Here is a 23,929-nt window from a genome sequence, read left to right on the forward strand (position 1 = left end):
CCGCGGCCTCAGCGCCAGCCGGCAGCCTGGAGACGCTCGGCGAGCTGCTGCGCGATGCGCGCATAGCCCTCGGCATTGGCATGGATGCGGTCGGAGCGCAGCGCGGCATCCGACAGCACGCGCGAATACACGTCGGCCACGAGCAGCGCCTGCTGCGATCGCGCGACCTCTTCGTAGAACGGTGCATCGCTCAGCGAGCCCACGGCCGCGCGCATCGCGTCGGGCGCGGGCGTGGCGAGCAGCGCGACGTGCGGCGTGTGCGCACGCGCCTGTTGCACGAGCGCCGCGAGGTTGTCGCGCGTGGCCGCGGGCGGCACGCCGCGCAGCATGTCGTTGCCGCCGATGCCGATCAGGATCGCGTCGTAGCTCGCGGCCGACAACAGCGCGGGCAGGCGCTCGAGCGCGCCCGCCGAGGTGTCGCCGTTGACGCCGGCGTTCTCGATCTGCCAGCCGGTGAGCTCGGCCAGCTTCACCGGCCACGCGGCTTCGGACGGCGCGCCGTAGCCGAAGGTGAGGCTGTCGCCGATCGCGAGCACGCGCGCATCGGCCTTGAGCGTGACGCTGGAAGCCTTGCGCCGGCCGCAGGCGGCGAGCAGGGCGGTGGCGGGCACGGCGGCCAGCAGGTGGAGGAGGTGGCGTCGCTGCATGGTGCGCGAGCTTAAACGCGTCCGTGAAGGACGAAGCGCCGTGCGGATACCTGCGCTTACGGGATTTCACCTGACCGCGACCTGACGCATCCAGGCCAGACACAAGCGGCGCCCAGAATGGACCCGTCATCAACGCACGAAGGAGTTCCAGATGATCGTCAATTCAAAGCGCATCGCCGCCGTGGCCGCCGCAGCACTCGCGATGTGCATGGCCGCAGGAAGCGCCTTCGCGCAGGACCGGGGCCATGGCGGCCACGACCGCGGCGACGGCCATGGCCACGGCCGCTATGAACAGCGTGACCGCGACCGCGATCATCATCGCTACGAGCATCGCCGCGGCCGCGGCTGGGACCGCGACGACGATCGTCCCGGCCGCCACTTCGATCGCCGCGGCTATCCGCAGCCGCATGCTGAATGGCGCCGCGGCGGGCGCGTGCCGCACGAATACCGTGGCCGCAACTACGTGGTGAACGACTGGCGTGCCTACCACCTGCAGCCTCCGCCGCGTGGCTACCAGTGGGTGGGCGTGGGCGGCGACTACGTGCTCGCGGCCATCGCCACCGGCCTGATCGCCCAGATCATCGTGGGCAACCAGTAAACGCCGCCCAACTCGCACCCCGGGCGTCGAGGCCGCCGCAGGCGCATGCCTGTGGCGGCCTTTTTTTCTCGATCAGGCCGCGACGGCGGGCAGCGACTGCGCGCAGACGTTGCGCCCCGTGATCGTGAGCCGCAGGCCGCCGCCGTGCCATTCGAGCCAGTTCAGGCTCACGTAGGCATCGATGTCGCGGTCGTCGATGCGGTCGGCCTGGCGGCTCTGCAGCAGTTCCACGGTGGCGGGCAGCGCCCGCCGGAGGCGTTCTCGCTGTTCGGCGGCGTCGGCGGCCCTCTGGGCGGCCTTGGCCTGCTGTTGCTGCTGCTGCTGCGGGAGAGATGCCATTGCTGATCCGTTCCGGAAAGCCGAGGAATTAGCCCGAATGTACGCTCCCTGTGTGAAGCTGCATGCTTCTTTTTTAGCGTGCTGCCCCGTCGTCGAAAAGCGCTAGATCTCGTAGTGGGAGGTTTCGGCCCCACCCAGGAGTGCTTTCTCGACCACGGCGCGCGTGAGCGTCGGCGCGAACGACGCGATGAAGGCATGGACGTAGCGGCGCAGGTAGTTGCCGCGGCGCACCGCGAGCTTCGTCAGGTTGATGCCGAACAGCCGCCCCGCGTCGATGGCACCGAGCTGCGTGTCGCGCTCGGCTTCGTAGGCCACGCCCGCGACGATGCCCACGCCCATGCCCAGCTGCACGTAGGTCTTGATTACGTCCGCATCCATCGCGGCGAGCACGATGTTCGGCGCGAGGCCGCGCTGCGCAAAGGCCTGGTCGATGCGCGAGCGGCCGGTGAAGCCGCTGTCGTAGGTGATCAGCGGATGGCGCGCGAGGCCCTCCAGCGTCAGCGGAGCCTCGAGCAGCGCATGGCCGCGCGGCACGATCACCGAATGCGTCCAGCGGTAGCAGGGCAGGGCCACCAGCTGCGGATAGTCGCCGAGCGCCTCGGTCGCGATGCCCACGTCGGCTTCGCCGTCGATCAGCATCTGCGCGATCTGCTTGGGCGAGCCCTGGTGCAGGTGCAGCTTCACGTTCGGAAACTGCTGGCGGAACTCCTGCACCGCCACCGGCAGTGCATAGCGGGCCTGCGAATGCGTGGCCGCCACCGAAAGCAGCCCGCTCTGCTGCGCCACGAACTCCTGCCCCGCCTGGCGCAGGTTGCTGCTCTCCAGCAGCATGCGCTCGATGATCGGCAGCACGTGGCTGCCGGGCTCCGTGAGGCCGGTCAGCCGCTTGCCCGCGCGCACGAAGAGTTCGATGCCGAGCTCTTCCTCCAGCTCGCGGATCTGCCGGCTCACGCCCGGCTGGGAGGTGTGCAGGTGGTGGGCGACCTCGGTCAGGTTGAAGCCGCAGCGCACGGCCTCGCGCACCGAGCGCAGCTGTTGGAAGTTCATCTGGCGCGAAGAATCGTCGGAGAGCGGCGATTCTCGGCAGAAGCCCGGGCAGGGGGAACGATGCGTTGGTTGGTTCCACATGCGCAAATCATCTGTGAGCCTTCGCAGGCGCCACGCCCGTAAAACGCGGGTTGCAATTTCGCACGCATGTGCTAAAGTGCCCGCCATGGACGCGAAGACCCAGAAGAGCGAACTGACCCGCACCGCCATCATCGGCGCGGCGATGGACCTCGCGCTCGCCGAAGGCCTGGAGGCCATCACGCTGCAGGCGGTGGCCAACCGGCTCGCGCTGTCCAAGAGCGGCGTGTTCTCGCGCGTGGGCTCGCGCGAGGCGCTGCAGAAGGCCGTGATCGAGGAATACGGCCGCCGCTTCCTGGCCGACGTGTTCGTGCCGGCCATGCAGAAGCCCAAGGGCCTGGCGCGGCTCAACGACATCGTCGAGCGCTGGATCGCACGCACGCGCGACGTCGAGGCCGAGACCGGCTGCATCTACACCGCCGGCGCCTTCGAGTTCGACGACCGCGAGGGCGAACTGCGCGACCTGCTGTTCGACGAGATCACGCGCTGGCGTGCCGCGCTGCGCCGCACGGTGCTGCAGGCGGTCGACGCCGGCGAGCTGCGCGCCGATACCGATCCCGCCCAGGTGGTGAGCGAGCTCAACGCCATCATCATCGGCCTGCTGCACGACGCGCGCTTCCTGCGCGACGCCCAGGCCGGCGACCGCGCCAGGCAGACCTGGCAGCGGCTTCTTTCCAGCTACCGCGCCTGAGCCACGGCCCGCAGGCAATTCGCCCGTCTTTCTTTGCCCATATTTCGCACGACCGTGCGATAACTAGGAGAAGCACCATGCTGATCATTGCCCTCTGCCTTGCCGTCTACGTCGGCGCCATCGGCACCGAAGCCGTCCGCGATGCGCTGCGCACCCTGCCGCGCAGCAACGAGGACTGGGTCTGGTACTGAACGCGGAAGCCCCCGGCATGACGAGCACCACCACCTCTTCCGCGGCCGCCACCCACGCCGCCCAGTCGAACTACTACCGCCCGAGCCGCACGATGCGCGCGCTGCGGCTCGGCCTGACCACCTCGCAGCGCCTCTGGCCCGCGCTGGGCGTGCGGGCCGCCTACCGGCTGTTCGGCACGCCGCTGCCGCCCAAGTGGCTCTACCGCGGCCAGGGCCCGGGCGCCGGCTGGCGGCGCGAAGCCTGGGCCTTCGAGGACGCGAGCCTCGGCCTCTACCACCTGGCCGCGCAGGATTCGTCGGCCGAGTCGGCGCCGCTCGTGCTGCTGGTGCACGGCTGGGGCGGGCACGCGGGGCAGATGCTGGGGCTCGCCGAGGCGGTGGCCGACGCCGGCCTGCGCCCGGTGCTGCTCGAGTTGCCCGCGCACGGCCGCAGCGCGGGCACGACGAGCAACTCGCCGCAGTTCGCGCGCGCCATCGGCTACGTGGCGGCCCGGCTCGCGGCCGACGGCCATGCGCTGCGCGCCGCGGTGGCGCATTCGCTGGGCGCCAATGCGCTCGGGCTCGCGGCGGCGCAGGGGCTCGCGGTCGAGCGGCTGGTGCTGCTGGCGCCGCCCGCATCGCCGCGCGAATACACGCGCTACTTCGCCCACACCTTCGGCCTGAGCGAAGCGACGCGGCTCGCGATGCAGCGCCGCTTCGAGGCGCGCGAGGGGGTGCTGATGCAGCAGCTCGAACCCGCGGCGGTCGGCCCGCGCATCGTGCAGCCGACGCTGATCGTGCACGACCGCGACGACCGCGTGAACCGCTTCGCCGACGCCGAGGCCTACCGCGACGCGATCGCGGGCGCGCAGCTGGTCGCCACCGAGGGGCTCGGGCACCGCCGCATCCTCAAGGAGGAGGGCGTGGTGCGGCAGGTCGCGCGCTTCCTGGCGCAGGCCTGAGCGCGCGTCCGGGACGACGCCGCGGCGGCGCGTCCCGCTTCGCGCCTCAGCGTGCGGGCGTGGGCGAGGGGTCGGGCAGCTCGATCTTGATGTCGAGCACCTCGAGGTCGTCCTGCTTCTCCAGGTGGACCTTGATGTCCTCGGCATTGATCGACACGTACTTCGAGATCACCGCCATCAGCTCGCGCTGCAGGTCGGGCAGGTAGTCGGGACGGCGCTTGCCGCTGAGGCTGGACCGCTCGTGCGCGAGGATGATCTGCAGCCGCTCCTTGGCGACGCTGGCCGTCTTCTTCTTTTCGCCGAGCAGGAACGAGAAAAAGGACATGGCCTACTTGCCTCCGAAGATTCGCTTGAAGAAGCCCGGCTTTTCCGCATCGACGAAGCGCATCGGGCGGTCTTCGCCGAGGAAGCGCGCCACCACGTCGCTGTAGGCCTTGGCCACGTCGGTGTCCTTGTCGTGGATCGCCGGGATGCCCTGGTTCGAGGCCTGCAGCACGGTCTCCGACTCGGGGATCACGCCGATCAGCTTGATGCGCAGGATGTCCTGGATGTCCTCCAGCGAGAGCATCTGTCCGCCGGCCACGCGGTTGGGGTTGTAGCGGGTGATCAGCAGGTGCTCCTTGATCGGGTCGCCGCCTTCCTTCGCGCGCTTGGTCTTGCTGCTGAGCATGCCCAGGATGCGGTCGGAATCGCGCACCGAGGATACCTCGGGGTTGGTCACGATCAGCGCCTCGTCGGCGAAGTGCATCGCCATCATCGCGCCGGTCTCGATGCCCGCGGGCGAGTCGCAGACGATGTACTCGAAGTCCATCGCGGCGAGGTCGGTCAGCACCTTCTCGACGCCCTCCTGCGTGAGCGCTTCCTTGTCGCGCGTCTGCGAGGCCGCGAGCACGAACAGGTTGTCGCACTGCTTGTCCTTGATCAGCGCCTGGCTCAGGTTGGCCTCGCCCTGGATCACGTTGATCAGGTCGTACACCACGCGCCGCTCGCAGCCCATGATCAGGTCGAGGTTGCGCAGGCCCACGTCGAAGTCGATCACCGCCGTCTTCTTGCCCGCGAGCGCCAGGCCCGACGCGAAGCTGGCGCTCGTCGTGGTCTTGCCGACGCCGCCCTTGCCAGAGGTCACCACCACAATTTTGGCCATTGCCATTCCTTCTCTATGTTCAGTTGCTATTCAGTGCGATGCGGCCGCCGCCGGGCCGCCCCAGGGGGGCCATGTCAGATCGGGTCGATCGCCAGTTTCTTGCCATCGAGCCGCACCTGCGCCGACTTGCCGAGCACGGCCTCGGGCAGCGGCACTTCGTTGGTGCGGTAGATGCCCGCGATCGCCACCAGCTGCGCTTCCATGCAGGTCGAGAAGATGCGCGCCTCGGTGTTGCCGCGCGCACCCGCGATCGCCTTGCCGCGCAGCGGCGCATAGACGTGCACGTTGCCGTCGGCGATCACCTCGGCGCCGAAGCTCACCACCGCCGTGACCACCACGTCGCCGCCGCGTGCGTAGACCTGCTGGCCCGAGCGCAGCGGCTTGTCGATCAGGAGCGTGCCGCCCACCGGCACCGGCACCTCGCGCACGATCTGCGGCGCTTCGCTGGCAGGCGCGGGGGCCGGCGCTGCGGGCGCGCGCGGCGCGGGCGCCACCGGCATGGCGGTCAGCGACAGGCCGGCGGCGCGTGCCGCGGCGTTCTGCGCGTCGTTGCCGCCGCGCACCGCGATCGGCTGCGTCTGGTGGCGCGCCAGCAGGCTGCGCAGCGCCGCGAAGTCGATCACGCCGGGCTCGCCGCCTTCGTCGCCCTGCAGCAGCGAGAGGTCGATGACCACCGGCTCCTGGTCGAAGAAGTCGGGCGAGTCGGCCAGCTGGGCGTCGAGCGCCTCGGCCAGCACGCCCAGGTCGGACGTCTTGAGGATCACTGCGATGAGCGGCAGCGTGGCGCTCTTGAATTCGAAAACCGCCTTGGTGCGCGCGGCGGAGACATCGGCCATGGGTGGGAAAACGTCGGTGCGAAAAGCGTTGGAGTCTAACGGGCGCGGGCTTCCGGCCGAAGGCGGGGCCCGTCTTCACCCACTCTGGAGAACATTTCTTGCACCGCGTTTCACTTTCGCGGGCTTCAGGCGTTGCGCGTCCGGCCCAGCAGCGCGTAGAGGATGATCGCGCCGAAGGTCGCGGTGCCGATGCCGCCGAGCGCGAAGTCGCCGAACTTCAAGGTGAAGTCGCCGGTGCCGATGATCAGCGTGATCGCGGCCACGATCAGGTTCTTGTTCTGCGAGAAGTCGACCCGGTTGTCGACCCAGATCTTGGCGCCCGCGATCGCAATCAGGCCGAACACCACGATGCTCACGCCGCCCATCACCGGCAGCGGAATGGCCTGGATCAGCGCGCCGAACTTGGGGCTGAAGCCCAGCACCAGCGCGATGACCGCCGCCACCACGAACACGGCGGTCGAGTAGATGCGCGTGGCCGCCATCACGCCGATGTTCTCGGCATAGGTGGTCACGCCGGTGCCGCCCGCGGCGCCGCTCACCACCGTGGCGATGCCGTCGCCGATGAAGGCGCGGCCCATGTAGGGATCGAGGTTGCGGCCCGTCATCGCGGTGACCGCCTTCAGGTGCCCGAGGTTCTCGGCCACCAGGATGATCGCCACCGGCGCGATCAGCAGCATCGCGTTGGCCGTGAACACCGGCGTGGTGAAGGTCGGCAGACCGAACCAGGCCGCACTGGCGATGCCGCTGAGGTCCACGGGCTTGCCCAGCCCCAGGCCGTTGGTGAGCACCGCATACACGACGGTCGCGAGGATCAGCCCGACCAGGATCAGGAGCCGCTGCAGCATGCCGCGCGTGAACACCGCCACCAGGCCCACGCAGAGGAAGGTCAGGGCCTGCATCCAGGCGTCGAAGTTGCCGGCCGCCATGTTCTTGACCGGCACGTTGGCGAGGTTGAGCCCGATCACCGCCACCACCGCGCCCGTGACCACGGGCGGCATGAAGCGCTCGATCCAGCCGGTGCCGATGGCCTGCACGATCGCGCCGATCAGGATGTAGACCACCCCGCAGGCCACGATGCCGCCGAGCGCCACCGCGATGTTGGCGTTCGGGCCCTTGCCCGCGTAGCCGCTGGCCGCGATCACCACGCCGATGAAGGCGAAGCTCGAGCCCAGGTAGCTCGGCACCCGGCCGCCCGTCACCAGGAAGAAGATCAGCGTGCCGATGCCGCTCATCAGGATCGCGATGTTGGGGTTGAAGCCCATCAGGATCGGCGCCAGCACCGTGGCGCCGAACATCGCGATCACGTGCTGCACGCCCATGGCGCCGGTCTGCAGCCAGGGCAGGCGCTCGTCGGGCGCGATGACCGCGCCGTCGGCCAGGGTGGAGACCGGCTTTTCAGTCCAATGGAACATTTCTTTTCTCCTCTTGTGATGGGGCGTGATTGTGGTCGATGAAGCCCGTGCCGCACACGGCCGCCGAGAAGAAGAGGCAAGAAGGAAGCCGCGCCGCGGCCGGCGGCTCAGCGCGCCTGCAGCACCGCCATGGTGATGCGCGAGACGCAGGTCAGCTCGCCCGCCTCATTGGTCAGGTCGATCTGCCACACCTGGGTGGTGCGCCCGCGGTGCACCGGCCGCGCCGTGCCCGTGACCCAGCCGCTGGTGGCGGCGCGGATGTGGTTGGCGTTGATGTCGAGCCCGACCGCGCGGTCGCCCTCGGCCGCGCTGTAGTGCGCGCCGCAGGAGCCCAGCGTCTCGGCCAGCACCACCGACACGCCGCCGTGCAGGATGCCGTAGGGCTGGCGCGTGCGTTCGTCCACCGGCACGCGGGCGCGGATGAAGTCGTCGCCGACCTCGAGGAATTCGATGCCGAGCCGCTCGACGGCAGTGCCGACGTGGGTGCGGGTCAGGGCCTCGACGGAGACGTCTTTCTTCCAGATGCGCATCGGTGTTCTCTCCAACAGGGGTTGGAAACTATAGCGATGGCGGCTGACAAGCCCTGTCGCCTGTGCGTGCTACCTTGGCGCGATGAAGCGCGCCGTCCGTTCCTGGCTCCTCGGCCTTGCCGCGGCCCTGCTGCTCGGCGCGGGCGTGCTGGTGTGGCTGGCGGCTTCGCGCCTGCCCAGCGACGAGGAAGCGGCGGCGCGCATCGCCGAGGTCTTCGAGCGGCGCTTCGGCGTCGGCCTGCGGGTCGGCGGCGCCCACTGGTCGCTCTGGCCCAGCCCCGTGCTGGTGCTCTCCGACGTGGCCACCGTGCAGCCGCACCCGGTCACGCTGCGCCGCGTCACGGTGCAGCTCAAGCTGCGCGAGCTCCTGCGCCGCGTGGTCGCGGTCGACGAGATCGAGGTCGAAAGCCTGGTGCTGCCGCGCGAGTCGCTCTACGCCTTCCGCGGCAAGGGCCCGCGGCCGAGCGAGGGCCGCGGCGCCTTCGCGCTGGCCGCGCCGTGGACGCTCGCGCCGGTTCCGCTCGAGCGGCTGCGCTGGCGCGACGTGGTCTGGATCGACCGCCGCGGCATCGCGCTCGCCTACGACGGCGAGATCGTGTTCGACGACGCCTGGCGCCCGCGCGAGGCGCGCGTCGAGCGCGCCGGCGCCTCGCCGCCCGCGCGGCTGCGGCTCGAGCGCGAGCCCGGCCAGGATCGCTGGCAGACCCGCATCGACGTGGGCGGCGGCAGCTGGAACGGCGTGTCCGTCTTCGAGGTGCGGCCGAACGATGCGCTGCGCGTGTCGGCCGAGCTGGAGCCGCGGCAGGTCGACATCGCCGGGCTGCTCGGCGCCTTCGGCCGCCGCGCGGCCGTGGCCGGCAAGGTCTCGGGCCACAGCACGCTGGTGGCCGAGGCGGGCGAGCTCGGCGCGCTGCTGCGCAGCCTGCACACGCGCACCACCTTCTCGGTGCGGCCCGCCACCCTGGTCGGGCTGGACCTCGCCAAGGCCGTGAGCACCGCGGGCACCAGCCGCGGCGGCAGCACGCCGCTCGACGAACTCACCGGCACGCTCGACACGCAGGGCGGCGAGGACGGCACCGTGCTGCGCTACACCGGCCTCAAGGCGCGCTCCGGCGTGCTGACCGCGAGCGGCCACCTGCGCTTCTTCAACCGCAAGCTCGACGGCGAGATCGCGGTCGACATCGTCGACGGCGTGGTCGGCGTGCCGCTCAAGATCGGCGGCAGCGCGAGCGATCCCGAGGTCTCGCTGACCGGCGGCGCGCTCGCGGGTGCGGCCGTGGGCACCGCGGTGCTGCCGGGCGTGGGCACCGCCATCGGCGCGCGCGTGGGGCAGCAGATGGAGAAGCTCTTCGGCACCGAGCCGCCGCCGGCGGCGACGAAGAAGCCGTCGCCGGCGCCGCGCCGCTGAGGCGGCGCGTCAAGGCGGTCGCTGGTTCGCCACAGCGGCGCCGGCCTCAGCCGAAGGCCTTGACCACCGCCGGCACCGTGAGCACCGCCGTGTAGTAGCCCATGAACTGCACGCCGGTGTTGAAGCCGATGGCGCGCGACAGCAGGCCGCCGAGCAGGCCCATCGTGAGGATCACCAGCAGCCCGAGCAGCCCGCCCTCCCACACGCTGATCACCACGATCAGCCCGACGAAGGTCGCGATGATCGCCTCGTGGCTGACCTTGCGCGAGACGAAGAGCGCCGCGCGGCGCGCGAAGTTCATCGTGAACGGATAGGCCACCAGCGCCGCGAGCACCACCGCGAGGATGCCGTAGCCGAGGAACTCCCAGTGCGTCAGCAGGTTGTGCAGGTTGTGCGTGCGGCCGCTGGCCGTGTCGATGGTGAAGACCGGCGGCGCGTTGAACAGCGGCGCCGCCGGCCCCGCCGCCACCGGGCTCAGCGGCAGGCCGATGGCGATCAGCGGGATCAGCGCCTCGGCGATGTAGGTGGCCTCGGTCACCCCGTTGCGCGCGGCCAGCGTGGTGGTGAGCCGGTGGTAGGCATGCTTGATGCGCGAGCCCACCAGTTCGCCGAGCACCACCGTCATGGCGACGGGGCTGAAGACGAAGGTGGCGCTCGAGATCGCGGCCGTCGCGAAGGTCCACTTCACCTGCGTGCGGTCGAGCACCCGGAACGGGTTCGGAAAGTAGCCCGACCAGCCCTTCACGTCGGGCGCGAGCGAGAAGGTGCGCACCTTCTCGCGCTTCATGCGCTGGCGCGCCGCGGGCGAGAGCACCGAGAACAGGTCGGCCACCAGCGGGCCGATCGCGATGCCGAGGAAATAGCTGATGCTGAGCTTCACGCCGTACTTGCCCGTGAGCGCCTGCAGCGCCACGATCACCATCACGAAGGGCACCAGCGTGGCCACCGAGGCCCAGCGGCCGCTCGAGAACCAGGCGATCGCCACCGCGGCCACCACGAAGATCCAGGGCGCCGCCTTGGTGATGGCCGCGCCGTAGGGCGCGAGCAGCACCGCGAAGAGCACCGCCAGCGGCACCGCGATGAAGGCCGCGATGATCGCGCCCGAGACCATCTTGCGCAGCGCGATGTGCGGCACGCCCAGGTTGCGCAGCATGTTCGCGTCCTGCAGCAGCGGCGTGGCCATGGTGTCGCCCGGGATGCCGAGCAGCGCGGTCGGCACCGCATGCGTCATGTGCTTGGCCACGGCGGCCGCGAGGAAGAAGGTGAACACGCCTTCGGGCGGCACGCCGAGCAGCACCACCAGCAGCGTCAGCGGTGCGAGCGTGGTGGTCTCGTCGGTGCCCGAGACGAGGCCGATGGCCGCGAACACCACGGCGCCGACCAGGCCCATGCCCGTGGCGACCAAGATCTGGTTCAGGAGTGCGGCGTCGATCACGGTGCGGCTCCTTCGGGGCCGCGGGCGCGCGGCCGGTACGCGGCGAACAGCGCATGGAGCTCGAGTTCCTTCATCTCGCGCGCCACCGCCGGCGGCAGGTCGTCGACCGAGCCCAGGTCGCCGTGTTCGCCGGCCAGCTCGGCCAGCACTTCCTCGCGCCAGCGCGGATCGACCTCGCCGCCCTCGACCACCTCGCGCTTCGGCGCGAAGAGCCTGGCGCAGACCAGCCCCGAGAGCACGCAGCCGCCGAGCCCCGCGAGCATCGCGTAGGCGCGCGCCAGCTCGGGCGTGGACACGGCGCCCGCGAGCACGCGGCTCGCGACCAGGTAGCCCGCGAGGCTCACGCCGACGCCGATCGCGATCGACCAGGCGAGGTGGCCCAGGTCGGCCGTGTCGCCCCATATCTCCACCAGCCGCCCGCGGGCGGGCGTTGCATTGTCTGCTGCGTTCATTCCGTTCGTCTCCATCCTTGGTTGGTGTGACGGCCGCTCGCGCGGCCGCCGCGGTCTCGGCCGCGGTCCGTCGGGCGGGGATTCCCGCCGATCTGCTATTTGCCGCGCAGCGCCTCGAGCAGCGCCACGGCGCGGTCGGTGCGCACGTCGTGCTCGGCGGCCATCTGCTTCGCGACCGCGTCCACCTCGGCGCCGGTGGCGCCCGCGACGAGCGCGATGTTGCGGGCATGCAGCGCCATGTGGCCGCGCTGGATGCCCTCGGTGGCGAGCGCGCGCAGCGCGCCGAGGTTCTGCGCCAGGCCCACGGCCACGGCCACCTCGCCGAGCTCCTGCGCGCTCTTCACGTCCAGGATCTTCAGCGCCAGCTGCGCCAGCGGATGGGTCTTGGTGGCGCCGCCGACCAGCCCCACGGGCATCGGCATCTCGATGGTGCCGACCAGCGCGCCCTGCGTGTCCTTCTCCCAGGTGGTGAGCGAGGTGTAGCGCCCGCTGCGGCAGGCCCAGGCATGGGCGCCGGCCTCCACCGCGCGCCAGTCGTTGCCGGTGGCGACGATCACCGGATCGATGCCGTTCATGATGCCCTTGTTGTGCGTGGCGGCGCGGTACGGGTCCACCGCCGCGAAGGCATAGGCGTCGAGCACGCCCTCGACGATCTCCTCGCCGCTGCGCTCGGCCGTCTTCAGCACCTCGGGCGCGAGCCGCACCCGCGCGCGCGCCAGCCGCAGGTCCGCCAGGTTCGACAGGATGCGCAGGCGCACCGTGCCGCCGGTGAGCTGCTCGACCAGCGGCGACACCGACTCCGCCATGGTGTTCACGGTGTTGGCGCCCATCGCGTCGCGCACGTCGACGATCAGGTGCATCACCACCATCGCGCCGCGCGGCGTGTCGGGGAACACGTGCACCTCGATGTCGCGGCAGCCGCCGCCCAGGCCGATCAGCACCTTGTCGCGGCTGTTGGCGATCTCCAGGATGCGCTCGCGCTGGCGCAGCAGCGCCTGCCGCGCGCCGTAGGGGTCGGACACGCCGAGCACCTGCACCTGCGCGCGCATGACCGGCCCGGTGCTCGAGGCCTCGAAGCCGCCGCCCTCGCGCGCGAGCTTGGCCATGAACGAGGCCGCGGCCACCACCGAGGGCTCCTCGACCACCATCGGCACCAGGTAGTCGCGGCCGTTGACGCGGAAATTGCCGCCCACGCCGAACGGCAGCTCGAAGGTGCCGATCACGTTCTCGATCATGCCGTCGGCACGCGCCACGGGCAGCGCCCCCGGCGTGGCGAGCAGCGCCACCTCCTCGGCGCTGAGCGCCGCGGCGCGCGCCACGTGCGCGAGCCGCTCTGCCGGCGTCAGCGAGCGGAAATTGGGAATGCGGGAATCGGCGGCCATCGTTCGGGGTCTCTTTCTCTCTTCGGAATTCGGGAGCCCGCAATCTAGGGCGACCGTACCGCCGGCGGAAGGCACAGTTGGGCGGGACAGTGCGGACAGTGCGGCGCCGGGCGGGCCCGCTGTGTCACAGTCCGGGCCCATGACCACCATCGCCGATTCCCTCGCCGATGCCATCGCGCGCCAGATCGCGAGCGGCGCCTACAAGGCGGGCGACAAGCTGCCCTCGCTGCGCGAACTCGCGCAGCTGCACGGCTATGCCAAGAACACCGTGGTGGCCGGGTTCGAGCTGCTGGTGGCGCGCGGGCTGGTCGAGCCGCGGCGCGGCTCGGGCTACTTCGTGCTCGCGCAGCCCGGCTCGAAGCCGGCCGAGGAAGACGCCGGCAGCCTCGGCCGCGCGATGGACATCGTCTGGCTCATGCGCGAGCAGCTCAAGACCCAGCCCGACGCGGTCGCGGTCGGCGACGGCTTTCCGCCGGTCGAATGGCTGGCCGACGTGCGGCTCGACAAGTACCACCCGAAGGTGGTGCGCACGGGGCTCGGCGCGCTGTTCCGCTATGGCAGCCGCTTCGGCTACGGGCCGCTGCGCGACCACCTGGTGCGCAAGCTCGCGGACTTCGGCATCGGCGCCGAGCCGCGGCAGATCGTGCTCACGCACGGCGCCAACGAGGCGATGGACATCGTCATCCGCTATTTCGTGCCGCCCGGCGGCAAGGTGCTGGTGGACGATCCGGGCTACTACCCGCTGTTCGGCAAGCTCAAGCTCGCGGGCGCGCAGATGCTCGCGGTGCCGCGGCTGGCCGACGGGCCCGACCTCGCGGTGCTCGAACAGCTGCTGGTGGCCGAGCGGCCGCGCCTGTTCTTCACGCAGTCGCTCGCGCACAACCCGACGGGCTCCGACATCTCGCCCGCCAAGGCCTTCCGCGTGCTGCAGCTCGCGCAGAAGCACGACCTGCTGATCGTCGAGAACGATCCGCTCGCGGACTTCAAGCCCACCGCGCTGCCGCGGCTCTCGGCGCTCGACCAGCTCGAGCGCACGATCTACATCGGCAGCTTTTCCAAGTCGTTCTCGGCCGCGCTGCGCGTGGGCTTCATCGCCTGCGGCGCCGACCTCGCGAGCGACCTGGCCGACCTCAAGGCGCTGATCCACGTGAGCAGCTCCGAATACAGCGAGCGCACGGTCGACGTGATCCTCAGCGAGGGGCACTACCAGCGCCACCTGAACCGGCTCCAGGCGCGGCTCGGCGAGGCCACGCGCGAGGCGCTGCGCTTCTTCGATTCGGTGGAGGCCGAGGTCTTCGCGCGCACCCCGCAGTCGCTCTACGTCTGGGCCGCGCTGCCGGGCGTGGCCGACTCGCTGGCCTTCGCGAAGGAGCTGCTGCCGCGCAAGGTGGTGATGGCGCCGGGACGCATCTTCAGCGCCGACTCCTCGCAGGTGTCGCGCTGGTCGCGCTTCAACGTCGGCGCGATGGCCGACCCGCGCTTCGCGAAGGCGCTGCGCGGCGCGCTGCGGCGCCGCGGCTGAGGGCGCCTGCGGCCGGACTCAGGCGCGCAGCCGCAGCACCTGCGGATCGTCGTCGCCGGCCGCATGCAGCCGCGCCACCTCGGCCGCGCGCCGCGCGAGCACCGCGCGCTGGTTGACGTAGCCCTTGTCGGTGATCTCGCCCGCGTCGAGGCTCGGCGGCTCGGCGAGCACCAGCGCGCGCGCGGGACATTGCGACGAGCCCGCGCCCTCGTCGCGCAGCGCGCGCAGCACGGCCGCGATGCGCGCGTGCAGCGCCCCGGGTTCGAGCGCCGCCGCCTGCGGGCTCGCGAACACCAGCATGCCGATCTCGTCGCGGTCGTGGCCCGTGAGCACCACGTCCTGCACGTGCGGCGCGAGCAGCGACACCAGTTTCACGCGCAAGGTGCCGACCGACACCCAGGTGCCGCTCGAGAGCTTGAAGTCCTCGGCCACGCGCCCGTCGAAGACCACGCCGCGCGCGGGCTCGGCCGGGTCGACGAGGAAGCCGGCATCGCCGATGCGGTAGTAGCCCTCCTCGTCCAAGGCCTCGGCCGTCTCGCGCGGCGCGTTGCGGTAGCCCGGGAACACCGACACGCCCTTGACCCGCATCTCCAGCTTCGGCCCGCTGGGCACGAACTTGAGCTCCAGCCCCGGCAGCGGCGCGCCGATGCAGCCGGCGCCGTCGAGCTGCCAGTGCGCGGAGGTGATGGCCGGCGCAGTCTCGGTCGCGCCCCACGAGGTGGTGAGCCACAGCGGCCGCGCGGGCCGCACGCGCTTCGCCACCGCCTCGAGCCGCTGCCAGGTCGAGGGCGCGAGCGCCGCGGCCGCATAGAAGGCGAGCCGCAGCCGCGAGAACACCTCGGCCGCGAGCGCCTCGTCGGCTTCGAGGAAGGGCAGCAGCATGTCGAAGCCGCGCGGCACGTTGAACAGCAGCGTGGGCTTCACCTCGCGCAGGTTGCGCACCGTCTTCTCGATCAGGCCCGGGGCGGGCCGGCCCTCGTCGATGTAGAGCGCGCCGCCGTGCGCGAGCACCATGTGCAGGTTGTGGTTGGCGCCGAAGGTGTGGCTCCAGGGCAGCCAGTCGACCAGCACCGGCTTCTCGTGCGCGAGGAAGCGCCAGGTCTGCGCCATCATCTGCTGGTTGGCGCAGAGCATGCGGTGCGTGTTGATGACCACCTTCGGCTTGCCGGTGGAGCCCGAGGTCAGCAGGTACTTGGCATGGGTGTCGGGCAGGATGGCCTCGAAGGCCTGCATCACGGCCGGCGTCTCGGTGGCCGCGAGCAGCCGCGAGAAGGGCAGCGCGCCCGGGTGCGCCTCGGCATGGCGGCCGAACACCGCGACCGCCTCGACGCCGCAGCCCGCGAGCGCCGCGCCGTAGACCTTCGCGTCGGAGGCATAGATCAGCGCGGGCCCGAGCGCCTGCAGCATGCCGTGCAGGCGCGACGGGTCCCGGGCCATGCGCGAGTACGCGCTCGACAGCGAGCAGGCCGTGCGGCCGACGTGCATCGCCGCGAGCATCAGCACCGCATGTTCGATCGCGTTGTCCGACAGGATCACGATCGGCCGGTCCGCGGGCAGCCCGAGATCGAGCAGGCCCTGCGCCACCGCGCCCACCGCATGGCGCAGCGCGCGGTAGTCGAGCCGGCGCCAGCCCTCGCCGGTTTCGTCGCGCTCGGCCAGCGCGAGCGCATCGGGCGTCTCGCGGGCCCAGCGCTCGAGCCATTCGCCGATGCAGCGCGCATAGGGCCGGAGGGCCACCGGCGAGCGCAGCGCGAAGGAACCGTCGTCGAAGTCGATGCGCACCGTGCGCGGCGGCGCGATCTGGGCGGGGTCGAGAAGGAAGTCGGTCATGTCAGTCGAGTGTGGCGTTGGCTGTCTTGGCGCGGATCAGGTCCAGCAGCAGGGTGTCGCGCGCGGCTTCGAGTTCCGCGCTGCGGCGGGCGCCCAGTGCCTGCGCCACGCCCTCGGTCACCTTCTGCTTCAGTTCGGGCGTCATCGCGGGCGCGCCCAGGTCCTTCCACCAGTCCTCGATCGGCCCGCCCAGGTGCGCGAGCAGATGCGCGATGCCGCCTTCGCCGCCCGAGAGGTGCAGGTTCATGAACGGCCCCATCACGGCCCAGCGCAGGCCCGGCCCGTGCGCGATCGCGGCATCGATGTCGGCCACGCTCGCCACGCCCTCGTTCACGAGGTGGAAGGCCTCGCGCCAGAGCGCGGCCTGCAGCCGGTTCGCGATGTGGCCCTTGATCTCGCGCTTCACATGGATCGGCCGCTTGCCGATCGCGGCATAGAAGGCCATCGCGCGCTGCACCGCCTCGGGCGAGGTGCGCTCGCCGCCTGCCACCTCCACGAGCGGGATCAGGTGCGGCGGATTGAAGGGATGGCCCAGCACCACGCGCTCGGGATGGCGTGCGCAGCCGGCCTGCACCGCGCTGATCGCGAGGCCCGAGGAACTCGACGCCAGGATCGCATCGGCCGGCGCGGCCTCGTCCATGCGGCGGAACAGCTCGACCTTGAAGTCCAGCCGCTCGGGGCCGCTCTCCTGCACGAAGCCGGCCTGCGCCACCGCGTCTTCCAGCCGCGCATGGAAGCGCAGCCGCCCGGCCGAGGCGCCCGGCGCCAGCCCGAAGCGCGCGAGCGTGGGCCAGTGCGCCGCCACCGCGGCGCGCAGCCGTTCCTCCGCGCCGGGCGAGGGATCGGTGGCGTCCACGTCGAGGCCGCGCGCGAGGAACTGCGCGGCCCAGCTCGCGCCGATCACGCCGGTGGCGACCACCGCGATGCGGGTGGGCGTCGCTGTCGGGATTGTCGTCGTCGTTGCGTTCATGGCTTCGGCCTCAGGAGTCGGCGGTGAAGCCGATCTTCTTCACCAGCGGTCCCCAGCGCTCGGCCTCGGCACGCTGCGAGCGCGCCATGTCCTCCGGGGTGGAGCCCTGCGCGATCAGGCCGACCACGCCGAGGCTGTCGATCACCGACTTCTCCCGGATGGCCGCGTTGATCGCCGCATTCGCCGTGGCCACGATGGCCGCCGGCGTCTTCGCGGGTGCGTAGAAGCCGAACCATTCGTCGGTCGTCAGTTCCGCGAAGCCCTGCTCGGCGAAGGTCGCCACCTCGGGCGAGAACGGCGAGCGCGCCTTGCCCGAGGTCGCGATCAGCCGCAGCTTGCCGGCCTTGTGGTTGGGAATGAAGTCGCCGCTGGGCGTGACCATGGCCGCGATCTGCCCGCCCACCACGTCGGTCACGCCGGGGATCGAGCCGCGGTAGGGCACGTGCTTGAGCTCGACGCCGTGGTGCAGCCCCAGCAGCGCGCCAATGAAGTGCGGCGTGGAACCGGCCGCGGGCGAGCCGTAGCTCGCCTGGTTCGGATGCGCCTTGGCCCAGGCGAGGAAGTCCTTCACGGTGCGCACCTCGGGCGGCACCAGCGGCCCGACCGCGAGGCCGTGGTGCATCACGGCCGCGATCGACACCGGCACGAAGTCCTTCGCCGAGTCGTAGCTGAGCCTGCCGTAGATGTGCGGATAGATCGAGGTGCACGAGAAGGGCGACAGCGCGAGCACGCTGCCGTCGGCCGCCGCGCTTTTGAGCACCTCGAGCGCGATGCGCCCGCCCGCACCGGGCTTGTTCTCGACCACGCCCGGGTTGCGCGTGTAGGCCGAGCCCGCGAGCTTCTCGCCCACGCGGCGCGCGACGCTGTCGCCCGCGCTGCCGGCGGGAAAGCCGTAGTAGATCTTCACCTGCTCCAGCGCCTGCGCGAGCGCGGCGAGCGGCGACAGGGCGCCGAGCGCGGTGGCGGCGCCCAGCGTGTGGATGAAATGGCGGCGGGTGGTCATGGCTTGTCTCCGGTTGTTTTCCTGTCTGCGGGTCGCCGGCGCTCGGGTTCAGTCCGGCGCGAACTCGGGCCGCGGCCCGTCGCGCCGCGGCAGCCCCATCCGCTGCCGCGCCTCGGCCGGCGTGGCCACCTCCATGTCGAGCTCGCGGATGATCCGCACGATGCGCTCGGTGAGCTGCACGTTGGTCGCGAGTTCGCCGTGGCGGAGGTAGAGGTTGTCCTCGAGCCCCACGCGCGCATGCCCGCCGAGCAGCAGCGCCGCCACGTTGGCCTCGAGCTGCGAGGGGCCGATGCCGCTGACGCAGAAGATGCTGCCCGGGGGCAGGGTGTCGACCATCATCTGCAGGAAGCGCGGCGAATACGGCATCGCGTTCTGGAAGTTGCGGTGCACGTTCATCACCAGGTTGATGAAGTAGGGCGCCTCGTCATGGCCCTCGGCGATCAGCGTGCTCGTGTCCTGCAGGATGTGCGTGGGGCTGAACACCTCCCACTCGGGCTTGATGCCGCGCGCCTTCATGCCGGCGGCGAGCTCGCGGCCGCGCGTGATCGGCGTGTCCATGAGGATCTGCTTGCCCTCGAAGCTCAGGTTGAGCGTGGTCGCGTCGAGCGTGCACATCTCGGCGCCCGCGTCCATGCCCTTGATGCGTTCTTCCCAGGCGATCTCCCAGCGATCGCCCGCCAGCGGCTTGACCATGTCGCCGTGCACGCCGCCGCCGGTCGAGTTGTTGATGACGATGTCGCAGCCGGCCGCGCGGATGCGGCGGTTGATGTCGCGGTACACGCCGGCGTCGCAGGTGGCGCCGCCGTCGGGCCGGCGCGCATGGATGGCCGCGACGCTGGCGCCCGCGTTCCAGCAGCGCAGCACGTCGGCCGCGATCTCGTCGGGCTGGGTCGGCAGGTGGGGGTTCTGCGACTTGTGCGCCATGCCGCCCGTCGGGGCGATGGTCACGATCACTTTGCGCTTCGACGACATGCTCGGTGTCTCCTGGTGTCCGGTTCGTGGGGGCGCGGGTATTATTTTTGGCGGCGCCTTGGCACTCAGTCATCGCGACGACATTTGGCGTCAGGGTTTACGCACCCGCGTCTTCAGGAGCCTTCATTCCATGCCCACGACCAAGCCGGCCTGCCAGGCGGCATCGCTGACCGTTCCGCAGCTGCTGCAGCGTTCGGCCTGGTATCCGCTGCTCGACGAGGCCGCGCGCGAGCGCGTGCGCGACGAGATGCGCGAGGTCGAGGTGGCGGCCGGCTGTGCGCTGTGCCGCCGCGGCGAGACGCCGGCGCACTGGTACGGCACCCTCGAGGGGCTGCTCAAGTGGTCGATCACCTCGAGCGACGGCCGCTCGGTGACCTTCGGCGGCCTGTCGGTCGGCAGCTGGTTCGGCGAGGGCACGCTGCTGCGCGGTCTGCCGCGTTCGGCCGACATCATCGCGCTCAGGCCGAGCCGCGTGGCGCAGCTGCCGGTCGACACCTTCGAGTGGCTGCACCGCACGCAGCGCGGCTTCGACCACTTCCTGCTGCAGCAGATCAACGAGCGGCTGCACTGGTTCATGGGCAACTACGCGGCGCACCGGCTGCTCGACGCCGACAGCCAGGTCGCCCGCGCGCTCGCCGGGCTGTTCCATCCCTGGCTGCATCCCGGCAGCGAGCCGCACCTGCAGACCTCGCAGGAGGAGATCGCCAATCTCTCGGGCGTCTCGCGCCAGCGCTGCAATGCGGCGCTGAACCGGCTCAAGGACGCCGGCTTCCTTCGCATCGAGTACGGCGGGATCACCGTGATCGACCTCGAAGGGCTCAGGCGCTTCATCGAATAGGCTGGCCCTCCGCGAGCCGCCGGCGGTACTCGGTGGTGGTCAGGCCCGCGAGGCCCCAGTCGTCGGTGTCGATCTCCTCGATCACGATGTGGGTCCACTCCGGCGGCTTCTTCAGCACGCGCTCCAGGGTCTCGGTGAACTCCGCGATGACCTGCGCCTTCTGCTCGCGCGTGACGCCGTCGCGGGTGATCTTCAGGTTGATGAATGGCATGGCGTGCTCCTTGTCCGTTGCTTGCGGCCTGCTCACCACTTGCCCGTGCTCATGCCGCCGTCCACCGGCAGCACCACGCCGGTGGTGAAGTCGGCGCCCGTGAGGTAGAGCACCGCATCGGCGATCTCCTGCACCCGCGCGATGCGGCCGGCCGGCGCGAGGCCGTTGAGAAAGCCGTGCATCTCGGGCGTGTAGAGCGGCGTGTCGACGATGCCGGGCGCCACCGCATTCACCTTCACGTTGTGCGGCGCCAGTTCGAGCGCGAGCGCGCGCGTCGCGGCGTTGATGCCGCCCTTGATCAGCACCGGCAGCACCGCAGGCACCTGCTGGTTGGGCTGCAGCGCGATGCTCGCGGTGATGTTCACGATATGGCCGCGGCGGCGCGCGACCATGTGCTTCGCCGCGGCCTGGGACGCGTAGACGAAGCCCTTGAGGTTGGTCGCGACCAGCTGGTCGAGTTCTTCCTCCGTGTACTCGACGAAGGGCTTGGCGTTGAAGATGCCCGCGTTGTTGACGAGCACGTCGACCTGGCCGAAGCGCGCCACCGCGCGCTCGATCAGCGTCGCGGCGGTGGCGCGCTGGCCGATGTCGCCGGCCACGCCGAGAAAGCGCGCCGGGTTGCCGAGCTCCTTCGCGGCGGCCGCGAGCCGCTCGTCGGTGCGCGCATTCGCGACCACGTTGAAGCCGCGGTCGAGGTAGGCCCGCGCGAGGCCCAGTCCGATGCCGCTCGAAGCGCCGGTGATCACGACGGTCGATGTCTGGCTGCTGTTGCTGCTGCTGTCTTGCATGTCGGTTCTCCAAAAGGTTGATGCGATGGGAGAACTGTATTGATGACCCGTCTGGCGATAAATCACTAGACTCGCACTTCAATTGATACACCGGGTAATCAAACGACCATGCAGCGGCAGTTCGGCGACATCCTCCTCGGTAGCATCGAGCTGTTCTGCCTCGCGGCCGAGACCGGCGGCTTCACCTCGGCCGCGCTCGCCGCGGGCGTGACGCCGGCGGCCGTGAGCCGCTCGATCTCGCGGCTCGAAAAAAGGCTGGGGCTGCGGCTGTTCGTGCGCACCACGCGCAGCGTGCGGCTCACCGACGCCGGCCGCGGCTACTTCGCGCAGTGCCGCCAGGCGCTGGCGCAGCTCGCCGAGGCCGAGCGCGAGGCCATGGGCCAGCAGGCGCAACCCTCGGGCATGCTGCGCATCAGCGTGCCCACCACCTATGGCCACCATCGCATCCTGCCGCTGCTGCCGGCCTTTCGCGAGCGCTTTCCCGACATCCGGCTGCATGTGCACCTGAGCAACCGCAACATCGACTTCGTCGAGGAGGGCTACGACATGGCGGTGCGCGTGCGCGCCCAGCCCGACTCCACGCTGATCGCGCGACACCTCGAAGACGCCGACCTCGTGGTGGTCGCCACGCGCAGATACCTCAGGAAAGCCGGCACGCCGCGCACGCTGGCCGACCTTGCAGCGCACGAATGCATCCAGTTCGAACTGCCGAGCAGCGGCCGGCGCATCGCGTGGCTCTTCCGCGAGAACGGGGAGGACCGCGAGATCCTGGCCGACAGCGCCTACAGCTGCTCCGACGACGTGCTCGGCGGCGTGACGCTCGCCAAGAGCGGCGCCGGGCTGTTCCAGACCTACCGCTTCGTCGTGGAGAAGGAGCTCGCCGACGGCTCGCTCGTGGAGGTGCTCAAGCCCTTCGCGGGCCGCTCGCGCCCTTACACGCTGCTGTACCCGAGCGGGCGGCATGTGCCGCTGCGGATGCGGGTGTTCGTTGATTTCCTGATGGCGCGACGTGGAGGATGAAGCGACGCGAAGAGCGCCGCCTCACACCCCCAGCAGCTCCTCCAGCACCCGCGGCTCCGCCAGCAGATCCGCCGAGGCGCCGTGCCGCACGATCTGACCCTTCTCCATCACCACCGCGAGGTCGGTGTGCGCGAGCACCTTGCGGTAGTCGCGGTCGACGATCAGCGTGGCGATGCCGGTGGCGCGGATCTCGCCGATCACGCGCCAGATCTCGGCCACGATCAGCGGCGCGAGGCCCTCAGTGGCCTCGTCGAGGATCAGCAGGCGCGGGTTGGTCATGAGCGCGCGGCCGATCGAGAGCATCTGCTGCTCGCCGCCCGAGAGCTGCTGGCCGCCGTGCGAGAGCCGCTCGGCCAGGCGCGGGAAGGTGGCCATCACGCGGTCGAAGGTCCAGGCGCGGCGGCCGTCGATGCCGGCGCGTTCGCTCATCACGAGGTTCTCGCGCACCGAGAGGTTCGGGAAGATGCCGCGGCCCTCGGGCACGTAGCCGATGCCCAGGCGCGCCATCTTCTCGGGCGGCAGGCCGGTGACGGTGCGGCCGTCCACCTGCACCTCGCCCGAGGCGGGGCGCACGTAGCCCATGACGGTGCGGATCAGCGTGGTCTTGCCCATGCCGTTGCGCCCGAGCAGGCCAACCGAGGTGGCGCTCGGAATGCCGGCGTGCACGCCGCGCAGGATGTGGCTGTTGCCGTAGTAGGTGTTGAGATCGCGGACGACGAGCATCAGTGGCCTCCCGCCGGGCCGCCCCAAGGGAGGCCAGCGCCCCCTCGGGGGGCAGCGAATACACGAAGTGATGAGCGTGGGGGCATCAGTGATCCTCTCCCAGGTAGGCGGTGCGCACTTCGGGGTTCTCGCGGATCGAGGCCGGGTCGCCGGTGGCGATGACGGTGCCGTTCACCATCACCGTGATTCGGTCGGCGATGCGGAAAACCGCATCCATGTCGTGCTCGACGAGCAGGATCGCGTGCGTGGCCTTGAGCCGCGCGAGCAGCGTGAGCATGCGGTCGGTCTCTTCGGCGCCCATGCCGGCGAGCGGCTCGTCGAGCAGCAGCACGCGCGGCTTCGTCGCCAGGCACATGGCGACTTCGAGCTGGCGCTGCGCGCCGTGGCTCAGCGTGCCCGCAGTGCGCGCGGCCACGTCGGACAGGCCCGCGGCCTCGAGCGCCGCATCAGCCGCGGCATTGCTCGCGGCGCAGCGCTGCGAGGACTCCCATAGGGTCCAGGGCCGCGCGGTCGCGGCCTGCGCCGCGAGGCGGCAGTTCTCGTGCACGCTGAACTCGGGGAAGATGGTGGTGCGCTGGTAGCTGCGGCCCACGCCGGCGCGTGCGCGGCGCCATTGCGCGCGCTTCGTGATGTCCTCGCCGTCGAGCGCGATGCGGCCTTCGGACGCCTCGATCTCGCCCGAGAGCATGTTGATCAGCGTGGACTTGCCGGCGCCGTTGGTGCCGATCACCGCATGCACTTCGCCCACGTGCAGGTCGAGGGTGACGGCATTGACGGCCGTGAGGCCACCGAAGCGGCGCGTGAGCTTGTCGACGGAAAGCAATGCGCTCATGGTCTTGCTCCTTCCCCCGCTGGGGGAAGGTTGGGATGGGGGCTCGCGGCGCTGGTGGAGGCGGTGCCTTTGCAAAGGCCGTGTGCCCC

General features: G+C 70.8%; 26 protein-coding genes. 7 read left to right on the plus strand and 19 right to left on the minus strand.

All coding sequences use genetic code 11. The features are described from left to right. Window positions 1-8: 8 nt before the first annotated feature. Window positions 9-647: a GDSL-type esterase/lipase family protein gene (locus M2165_RS10085; protein WP_280814510.1), complete on the minus strand. Its 639-nt coding sequence runs from the start codon at window positions 645-647 to the stop codon at window positions 9-11. A gap of 151 nt (window positions 648-798) precedes the next feature. On the opposite strand from M2165_RS10085, the gene M2165_RS10090 reads away from it, so the two are divergent. Next, window positions 799-1,245, plus strand: a complete 447-nt coding sequence (locus tag M2165_RS10090) for an RcnB family protein (protein ID WP_280814511.1) — start codon at window positions 799-801, stop codon at window positions 1,243-1,245. Between the two features lie 72 nt (window positions 1,246-1,317). Here the strand turns inward: M2165_RS10090 and M2165_RS10095 are convergent, their stop codons facing one another. Together M2165_RS10095 and M2165_RS10100 are read right to left on the minus strand one after the other, a co-directional pair. After that, window positions 1,318-1,584: a hypothetical protein gene (locus M2165_RS10095; protein WP_280814512.1), complete on the minus strand. Its 267-nt coding sequence runs from the start codon at window positions 1,582-1,584 to the stop codon at window positions 1,318-1,320. A 102-nt stretch (window positions 1,585-1,686) separates the two neighbouring features. Next, entirely contained in the window at window positions 1,687-2,631 is a 945-nt protein-coding gene (locus M2165_RS10100; RefSeq protein ID WP_280814513.1) for a CysB family HTH-type transcriptional regulator, read from the minus strand. 166 nt (window positions 2,632-2,797) lie between these two features. Here M2165_RS10100 and M2165_RS10105 point away from each other — a divergent pair, with 166 nt between their 5' ends. Both M2165_RS10105 and M2165_RS10110 read left to right on the plus strand, forming a co-directional pair. After that, window positions 2,798-3,400, plus strand: coding sequence for a TetR family transcriptional regulator C-terminal domain-containing protein (locus tag M2165_RS10105; RefSeq protein WP_280814514.1), 603 nt, complete (start codon window positions 2,798-2,800; stop codon window positions 3,398-3,400). A 208-nt stretch (window positions 3,401-3,608) separates the two neighbouring features. Then, window positions 3,609-4,532, plus strand: a complete 924-nt coding sequence (locus M2165_RS10110; RefSeq protein ID WP_280814515.1) for an alpha/beta fold hydrolase — start codon at window positions 3,609-3,611, stop codon at window positions 4,530-4,532. A 46-nt stretch (window positions 4,533-4,578) separates the two neighbouring features. Here the strand turns inward: M2165_RS10110 and minE are convergent, their stop codons facing one another. The 5 genes from minE to M2165_RS10135 form a co-directional block, all read right to left on the minus strand. Continuing rightward, window positions 4,579-4,857, minus strand: coding sequence for a cell division topological specificity factor MinE (gene minE, locus M2165_RS10115; protein ID WP_280814516.1), 279 nt, complete (start codon window positions 4,855-4,857; stop codon window positions 4,579-4,581). A gap of 3 nt (window positions 4,858-4,860) precedes the next feature. Further along, on the minus strand, window positions 4,861-5,676 hold the full coding sequence (minD, locus tag M2165_RS10120) for a septum site-determining protein MinD (RefSeq protein ID WP_280814517.1): 816 nt from the start codon (window positions 5,674-5,676) through the stop codon (window positions 4,861-4,863). A 74-nt stretch (window positions 5,677-5,750) separates the two neighbouring features. Beyond that, window positions 5,751-6,512: a septum site-determining protein MinC gene (gene minC / locus M2165_RS10125; RefSeq protein ID WP_280814518.1), complete on the minus strand. Its 762-nt coding sequence runs from the start codon at window positions 6,510-6,512 to the stop codon at window positions 5,751-5,753. 125 nt (window positions 6,513-6,637) lie between these two features. After that, a complete protein-coding gene (locus tag M2165_RS10130) occupies window positions 6,638-7,924 on the minus strand; it encodes a solute carrier family 23 protein (RefSeq protein ID WP_280814519.1) in 1,287 nt (428 codons plus the stop codon). 107 nt (window positions 7,925-8,031) lie between these two features. Then, complete coding sequence (locus M2165_RS10135; RefSeq protein WP_280814520.1) at window positions 8,032-8,454, minus strand: hotdog fold thioesterase; 423 nt, start codon at window positions 8,452-8,454, stop codon at window positions 8,032-8,034. Window positions 8,455-8,536: 82 nt separating this feature from the next. Here M2165_RS10135 and M2165_RS10140 point away from each other — a divergent pair, with 82 nt between their 5' ends. After that, on the plus strand, window positions 8,537-9,862 hold the full coding sequence (locus tag M2165_RS10140; protein WP_280814521.1) for an AsmA-like C-terminal region-containing protein: 1,326 nt from the start codon (window positions 8,537-8,539) through the stop codon (window positions 9,860-9,862). Window positions 9,863-9,908: 46 nt separating this feature from the next. Here M2165_RS10140 and M2165_RS10145 read toward each other — a convergent pair whose 3' ends face one another. The 3 genes from M2165_RS10145 to M2165_RS10155 all read right to left on the minus strand — a co-directional run bounded on the left by M2165_RS10145 (window position 9,909) and on the right by M2165_RS10155 (window position 13,131). After that, window positions 9,909-11,297: a tripartite tricarboxylate transporter permease gene (locus tag M2165_RS10145; RefSeq protein WP_280814522.1), complete on the minus strand. Its 1,389-nt coding sequence runs from the start codon at window positions 11,295-11,297 to the stop codon at window positions 9,909-9,911. Next, a complete protein-coding gene (locus M2165_RS10150) occupies window positions 11,294-11,749 on the minus strand; it encodes a hypothetical protein (RefSeq protein ID WP_280814523.1) in 456 nt (151 codons plus the stop codon). The genes M2165_RS10145 and M2165_RS10150 overlap by 4 nt, the downstream gene beginning before the upstream one ends. A gap of 95 nt (window positions 11,750-11,844) precedes the next feature. Then, window positions 11,845-13,131: a hydroxymethylglutaryl-CoA reductase, degradative gene (locus tag M2165_RS10155; RefSeq protein ID WP_280814524.1), complete on the minus strand. Its 1,287-nt coding sequence runs from the start codon at window positions 13,129-13,131 to the stop codon at window positions 11,845-11,847. Between the two features lie 139 nt (window positions 13,132-13,270). On the opposite strand from M2165_RS10155, the gene M2165_RS10160 reads away from it, so the two are divergent. Then, a complete protein-coding gene (locus tag M2165_RS10160; protein ID WP_280814525.1) occupies window positions 13,271-14,653 on the plus strand; it encodes a PLP-dependent aminotransferase family protein in 1,383 nt (460 codons plus the stop codon). Between the two features lie 18 nt (window positions 14,654-14,671). Here M2165_RS10160 and M2165_RS10165 read toward each other — a convergent pair whose 3' ends face one another. From M2165_RS10165 to M2165_RS10180, 4 genes are read right to left on the minus strand one after another with little or no spacing between them, the layout of a single operon-like run. Then, entirely contained in the window at window positions 14,672-16,483 is a 1,812-nt protein-coding gene (locus M2165_RS10165) for a feruloyl-CoA synthase (RefSeq protein WP_280814526.1), read from the minus strand. Window position 16,484: 1 nt separating this feature from the next. Continuing rightward, complete coding sequence (locus M2165_RS10170) at window positions 16,485-17,453, minus strand: 3-hydroxyacyl-CoA dehydrogenase NAD-binding domain-containing protein (protein WP_280814527.1); 969 nt, start codon at window positions 17,451-17,453, stop codon at window positions 16,485-16,487. Window positions 17,454-17,463: 10 nt separating this feature from the next. Beyond that, window positions 17,464-18,456 (minus strand): Bug family tripartite tricarboxylate transporter substrate binding protein, encoded by a 993-nt coding sequence (locus tag M2165_RS10175; RefSeq protein ID WP_280814528.1) that lies wholly within the window; start codon window positions 18,454-18,456, stop codon window positions 17,464-17,466. A 48-nt stretch (window positions 18,457-18,504) separates the two neighbouring features. Next, complete coding sequence (locus tag M2165_RS10180; protein WP_280814529.1) at window positions 18,505-19,428, minus strand: 3-keto-5-aminohexanoate cleavage protein; 924 nt, start codon at window positions 19,426-19,428, stop codon at window positions 18,505-18,507. 130 nt (window positions 19,429-19,558) lie between these two features. Here M2165_RS10180 and M2165_RS10185 point away from each other — a divergent pair, with 130 nt between their 5' ends. Continuing rightward, window positions 19,559-20,266, plus strand: coding sequence for a Crp/Fnr family transcriptional regulator (locus M2165_RS10185; RefSeq protein ID WP_280814530.1), 708 nt, complete (start codon window positions 19,559-19,561; stop codon window positions 20,264-20,266). Here M2165_RS10185 and M2165_RS10190 read toward each other — a convergent pair. Together M2165_RS10190 and M2165_RS10195 are read right to left on the minus strand one after the other, a co-directional pair. Beyond that, the gene (locus M2165_RS10190; RefSeq protein WP_280814531.1) at window positions 20,256-20,477 is read right to left on the minus strand and encodes a 4-oxalocrotonate tautomerase family protein; all 222 of its coding nucleotides are present in this window, start codon (window positions 20,475-20,477) and stop codon (window positions 20,256-20,258) included. The two genes, M2165_RS10185 and M2165_RS10190, sit on opposite strands and share 11 nt — an antisense overlap. 32 nt (window positions 20,478-20,509) lie before the next feature. Continuing rightward, on the minus strand, window positions 20,510-21,265 hold the full coding sequence (locus M2165_RS10195) for an SDR family NAD(P)-dependent oxidoreductase (protein ID WP_280814532.1): 756 nt from the start codon (window positions 21,263-21,265) through the stop codon (window positions 20,510-20,512). 108 nt (window positions 21,266-21,373) lie between these two features. Between M2165_RS10195 and M2165_RS10200 the strand changes: the two genes are divergently transcribed. Beyond that, window positions 21,374-22,285 (plus strand): LysR family transcriptional regulator, encoded by a 912-nt coding sequence (locus tag M2165_RS10200; RefSeq protein ID WP_280814533.1) that lies wholly within the window; start codon window positions 21,374-21,376, stop codon window positions 22,283-22,285. Between the two features lie 21 nt (window positions 22,286-22,306). Here the strand turns inward: M2165_RS10200 and M2165_RS10205 are convergent, their stop codons facing one another. Together M2165_RS10205 and M2165_RS10210 are read right to left on the minus strand one after the other, a co-directional pair. Beyond that, window positions 22,307-23,008 carry an ABC transporter ATP-binding protein gene (locus M2165_RS10205; protein WP_280814534.1) on the minus strand — a complete coding sequence of 234 codons (702 nt, stop codon included), beginning with the start codon at window positions 23,006-23,008 and terminating at the stop codon, window positions 22,307-22,309. A gap of 85 nt (window positions 23,009-23,093) precedes the next feature. Then, on the minus strand, window positions 23,094-23,840 hold the full coding sequence (locus M2165_RS10210; protein ID WP_280814535.1) for an ABC transporter ATP-binding protein: 747 nt from the start codon (window positions 23,838-23,840) through the stop codon (window positions 23,094-23,096). Between the last annotated feature and the right edge of the window lie 89 nt (window positions 23,841-23,929).

It is taken from the genome of Variovorax sp. TBS-050B (assembly GCF_029893635.1).
Taxonomy (GTDB): domain Bacteria; phylum Pseudomonadota; class Gammaproteobacteria; order Burkholderiales; family Burkholderiaceae_C; genus Variovorax.

Coding starts and splice junctions, on each gene's coding strand:
- M2165_RS10085 (WP_280814510.1), bottom strand. CDS start 647: ATGCAGCGACGCCACCTCCTCCACCTGCTGGCCGCCGTGCCCGCCACC.
- M2165_RS10090 (WP_280814511.1), top strand. CDS start 799: ATGATCGTCAATTCAAAGCGCATCGCCGCCGTGGCCGCCGCAGCACTC.
- M2165_RS10095 (WP_280814512.1), bottom strand. CDS start 1,584: ATGGCATCTCTCCCGCAGCAGCAGCAGCAACAGCAGGCCAAGGCCGCC.
- M2165_RS10100 (WP_280814513.1), bottom strand. CDS start 2,631: ATGAACTTCCAACAGCTGCGCTCGGTGCGCGAGGCCGTGCGCTGCGGC.
- M2165_RS10105 (WP_280814514.1), top strand. CDS start 2,798: ATGGACGCGAAGACCCAGAAGAGCGAACTGACCCGCACCGCCATCATC.
- M2165_RS10110 (WP_280814515.1), top strand. CDS start 3,609: ATGACGAGCACCACCACCTCTTCCGCGGCCGCCACCCACGCCGCCCAG.
- minE (WP_280814516.1), bottom strand. CDS start 4,857: ATGTCCTTTTTCTCGTTCCTGCTCGGCGAAAAGAAGAAGACGGCCAGC.
- minD (WP_280814517.1), bottom strand. CDS start 5,676: ATGGCCAAAATTGTGGTGGTGACCTCTGGCAAGGGCGGCGTCGGCAAG.
- minC (WP_280814518.1), bottom strand. CDS start 6,512: ATGGCCGATGTCTCCGCCGCGCGCACCAAGGCGGTTTTCGAATTCAAG.
- M2165_RS10130 (WP_280814519.1), bottom strand. CDS start 7,924: ATGTTCCATTGGACTGAAAAGCCGGTCTCCACCCTGGCCGACGGCGCG.
- M2165_RS10135 (WP_280814520.1), bottom strand. CDS start 8,454: ATGCGCATCTGGAAGAAAGACGTCTCCGTCGAGGCCCTGACCCGCACC.
- M2165_RS10140 (WP_280814521.1), top strand. CDS start 8,537: ATGAAGCGCGCCGTCCGTTCCTGGCTCCTCGGCCTTGCCGCGGCCCTG.
- M2165_RS10150 (WP_280814523.1), bottom strand. CDS start 11,749: ATGAACGCAGCAGACAATGCAACGCCCGCCCGCGGGCGGCTGGTGGAG.
- M2165_RS10155 (WP_280814524.1), bottom strand. CDS start 13,131: ATGGCCGCCGATTCCCGCATTCCCAATTTCCGCTCGCTGACGCCGGCA.
- M2165_RS10160 (WP_280814525.1), top strand. CDS start 13,271: ATGACCACCATCGCCGATTCCCTCGCCGATGCCATCGCGCGCCAGATC.
- M2165_RS10165 (WP_280814526.1), bottom strand. CDS start 16,483: ATGACCGACTTCCTTCTCGACCCCGCCCAGATCGCGCCGCCGCGCACG.
- M2165_RS10170 (WP_280814527.1), bottom strand. CDS start 17,453: ATGAACGCAACGACGACGACAATCCCGACAGCGACGCCCACCCGCATC.
- M2165_RS10175 (WP_280814528.1), bottom strand. CDS start 18,456: ATGACCACCCGCCGCCATTTCATCCACACGCTGGGCGCCGCCACCGCG.
- M2165_RS10180 (WP_280814529.1), bottom strand. CDS start 19,428: ATGTCGTCGAAGCGCAAAGTGATCGTGACCATCGCCCCGACGGGCGGC.
- M2165_RS10185 (WP_280814530.1), top strand. CDS start 19,559: ATGCCCACGACCAAGCCGGCCTGCCAGGCGGCATCGCTGACCGTTCCG.
- M2165_RS10190 (WP_280814531.1), bottom strand. CDS start 20,477: ATGCCATTCATCAACCTGAAGATCACCCGCGACGGCGTCACGCGCGAG.
- M2165_RS10195 (WP_280814532.1), bottom strand. CDS start 21,265: ATGCAAGACAGCAGCAGCAACAGCAGCCAGACATCGACCGTCGTGATC.
- M2165_RS10200 (WP_280814533.1), top strand. CDS start 21,374: ATGCAGCGGCAGTTCGGCGACATCCTCCTCGGTAGCATCGAGCTGTTC.
- M2165_RS10205 (WP_280814534.1), bottom strand. CDS start 23,008: ATGCTCGTCGTCCGCGATCTCAACACCTACTACGGCAACAGCCACATC.
- M2165_RS10210 (WP_280814535.1), bottom strand. CDS start 23,840: ATGAGCGCATTGCTTTCCGTCGACAAGCTCACGCGCCGCTTCGGTGGC.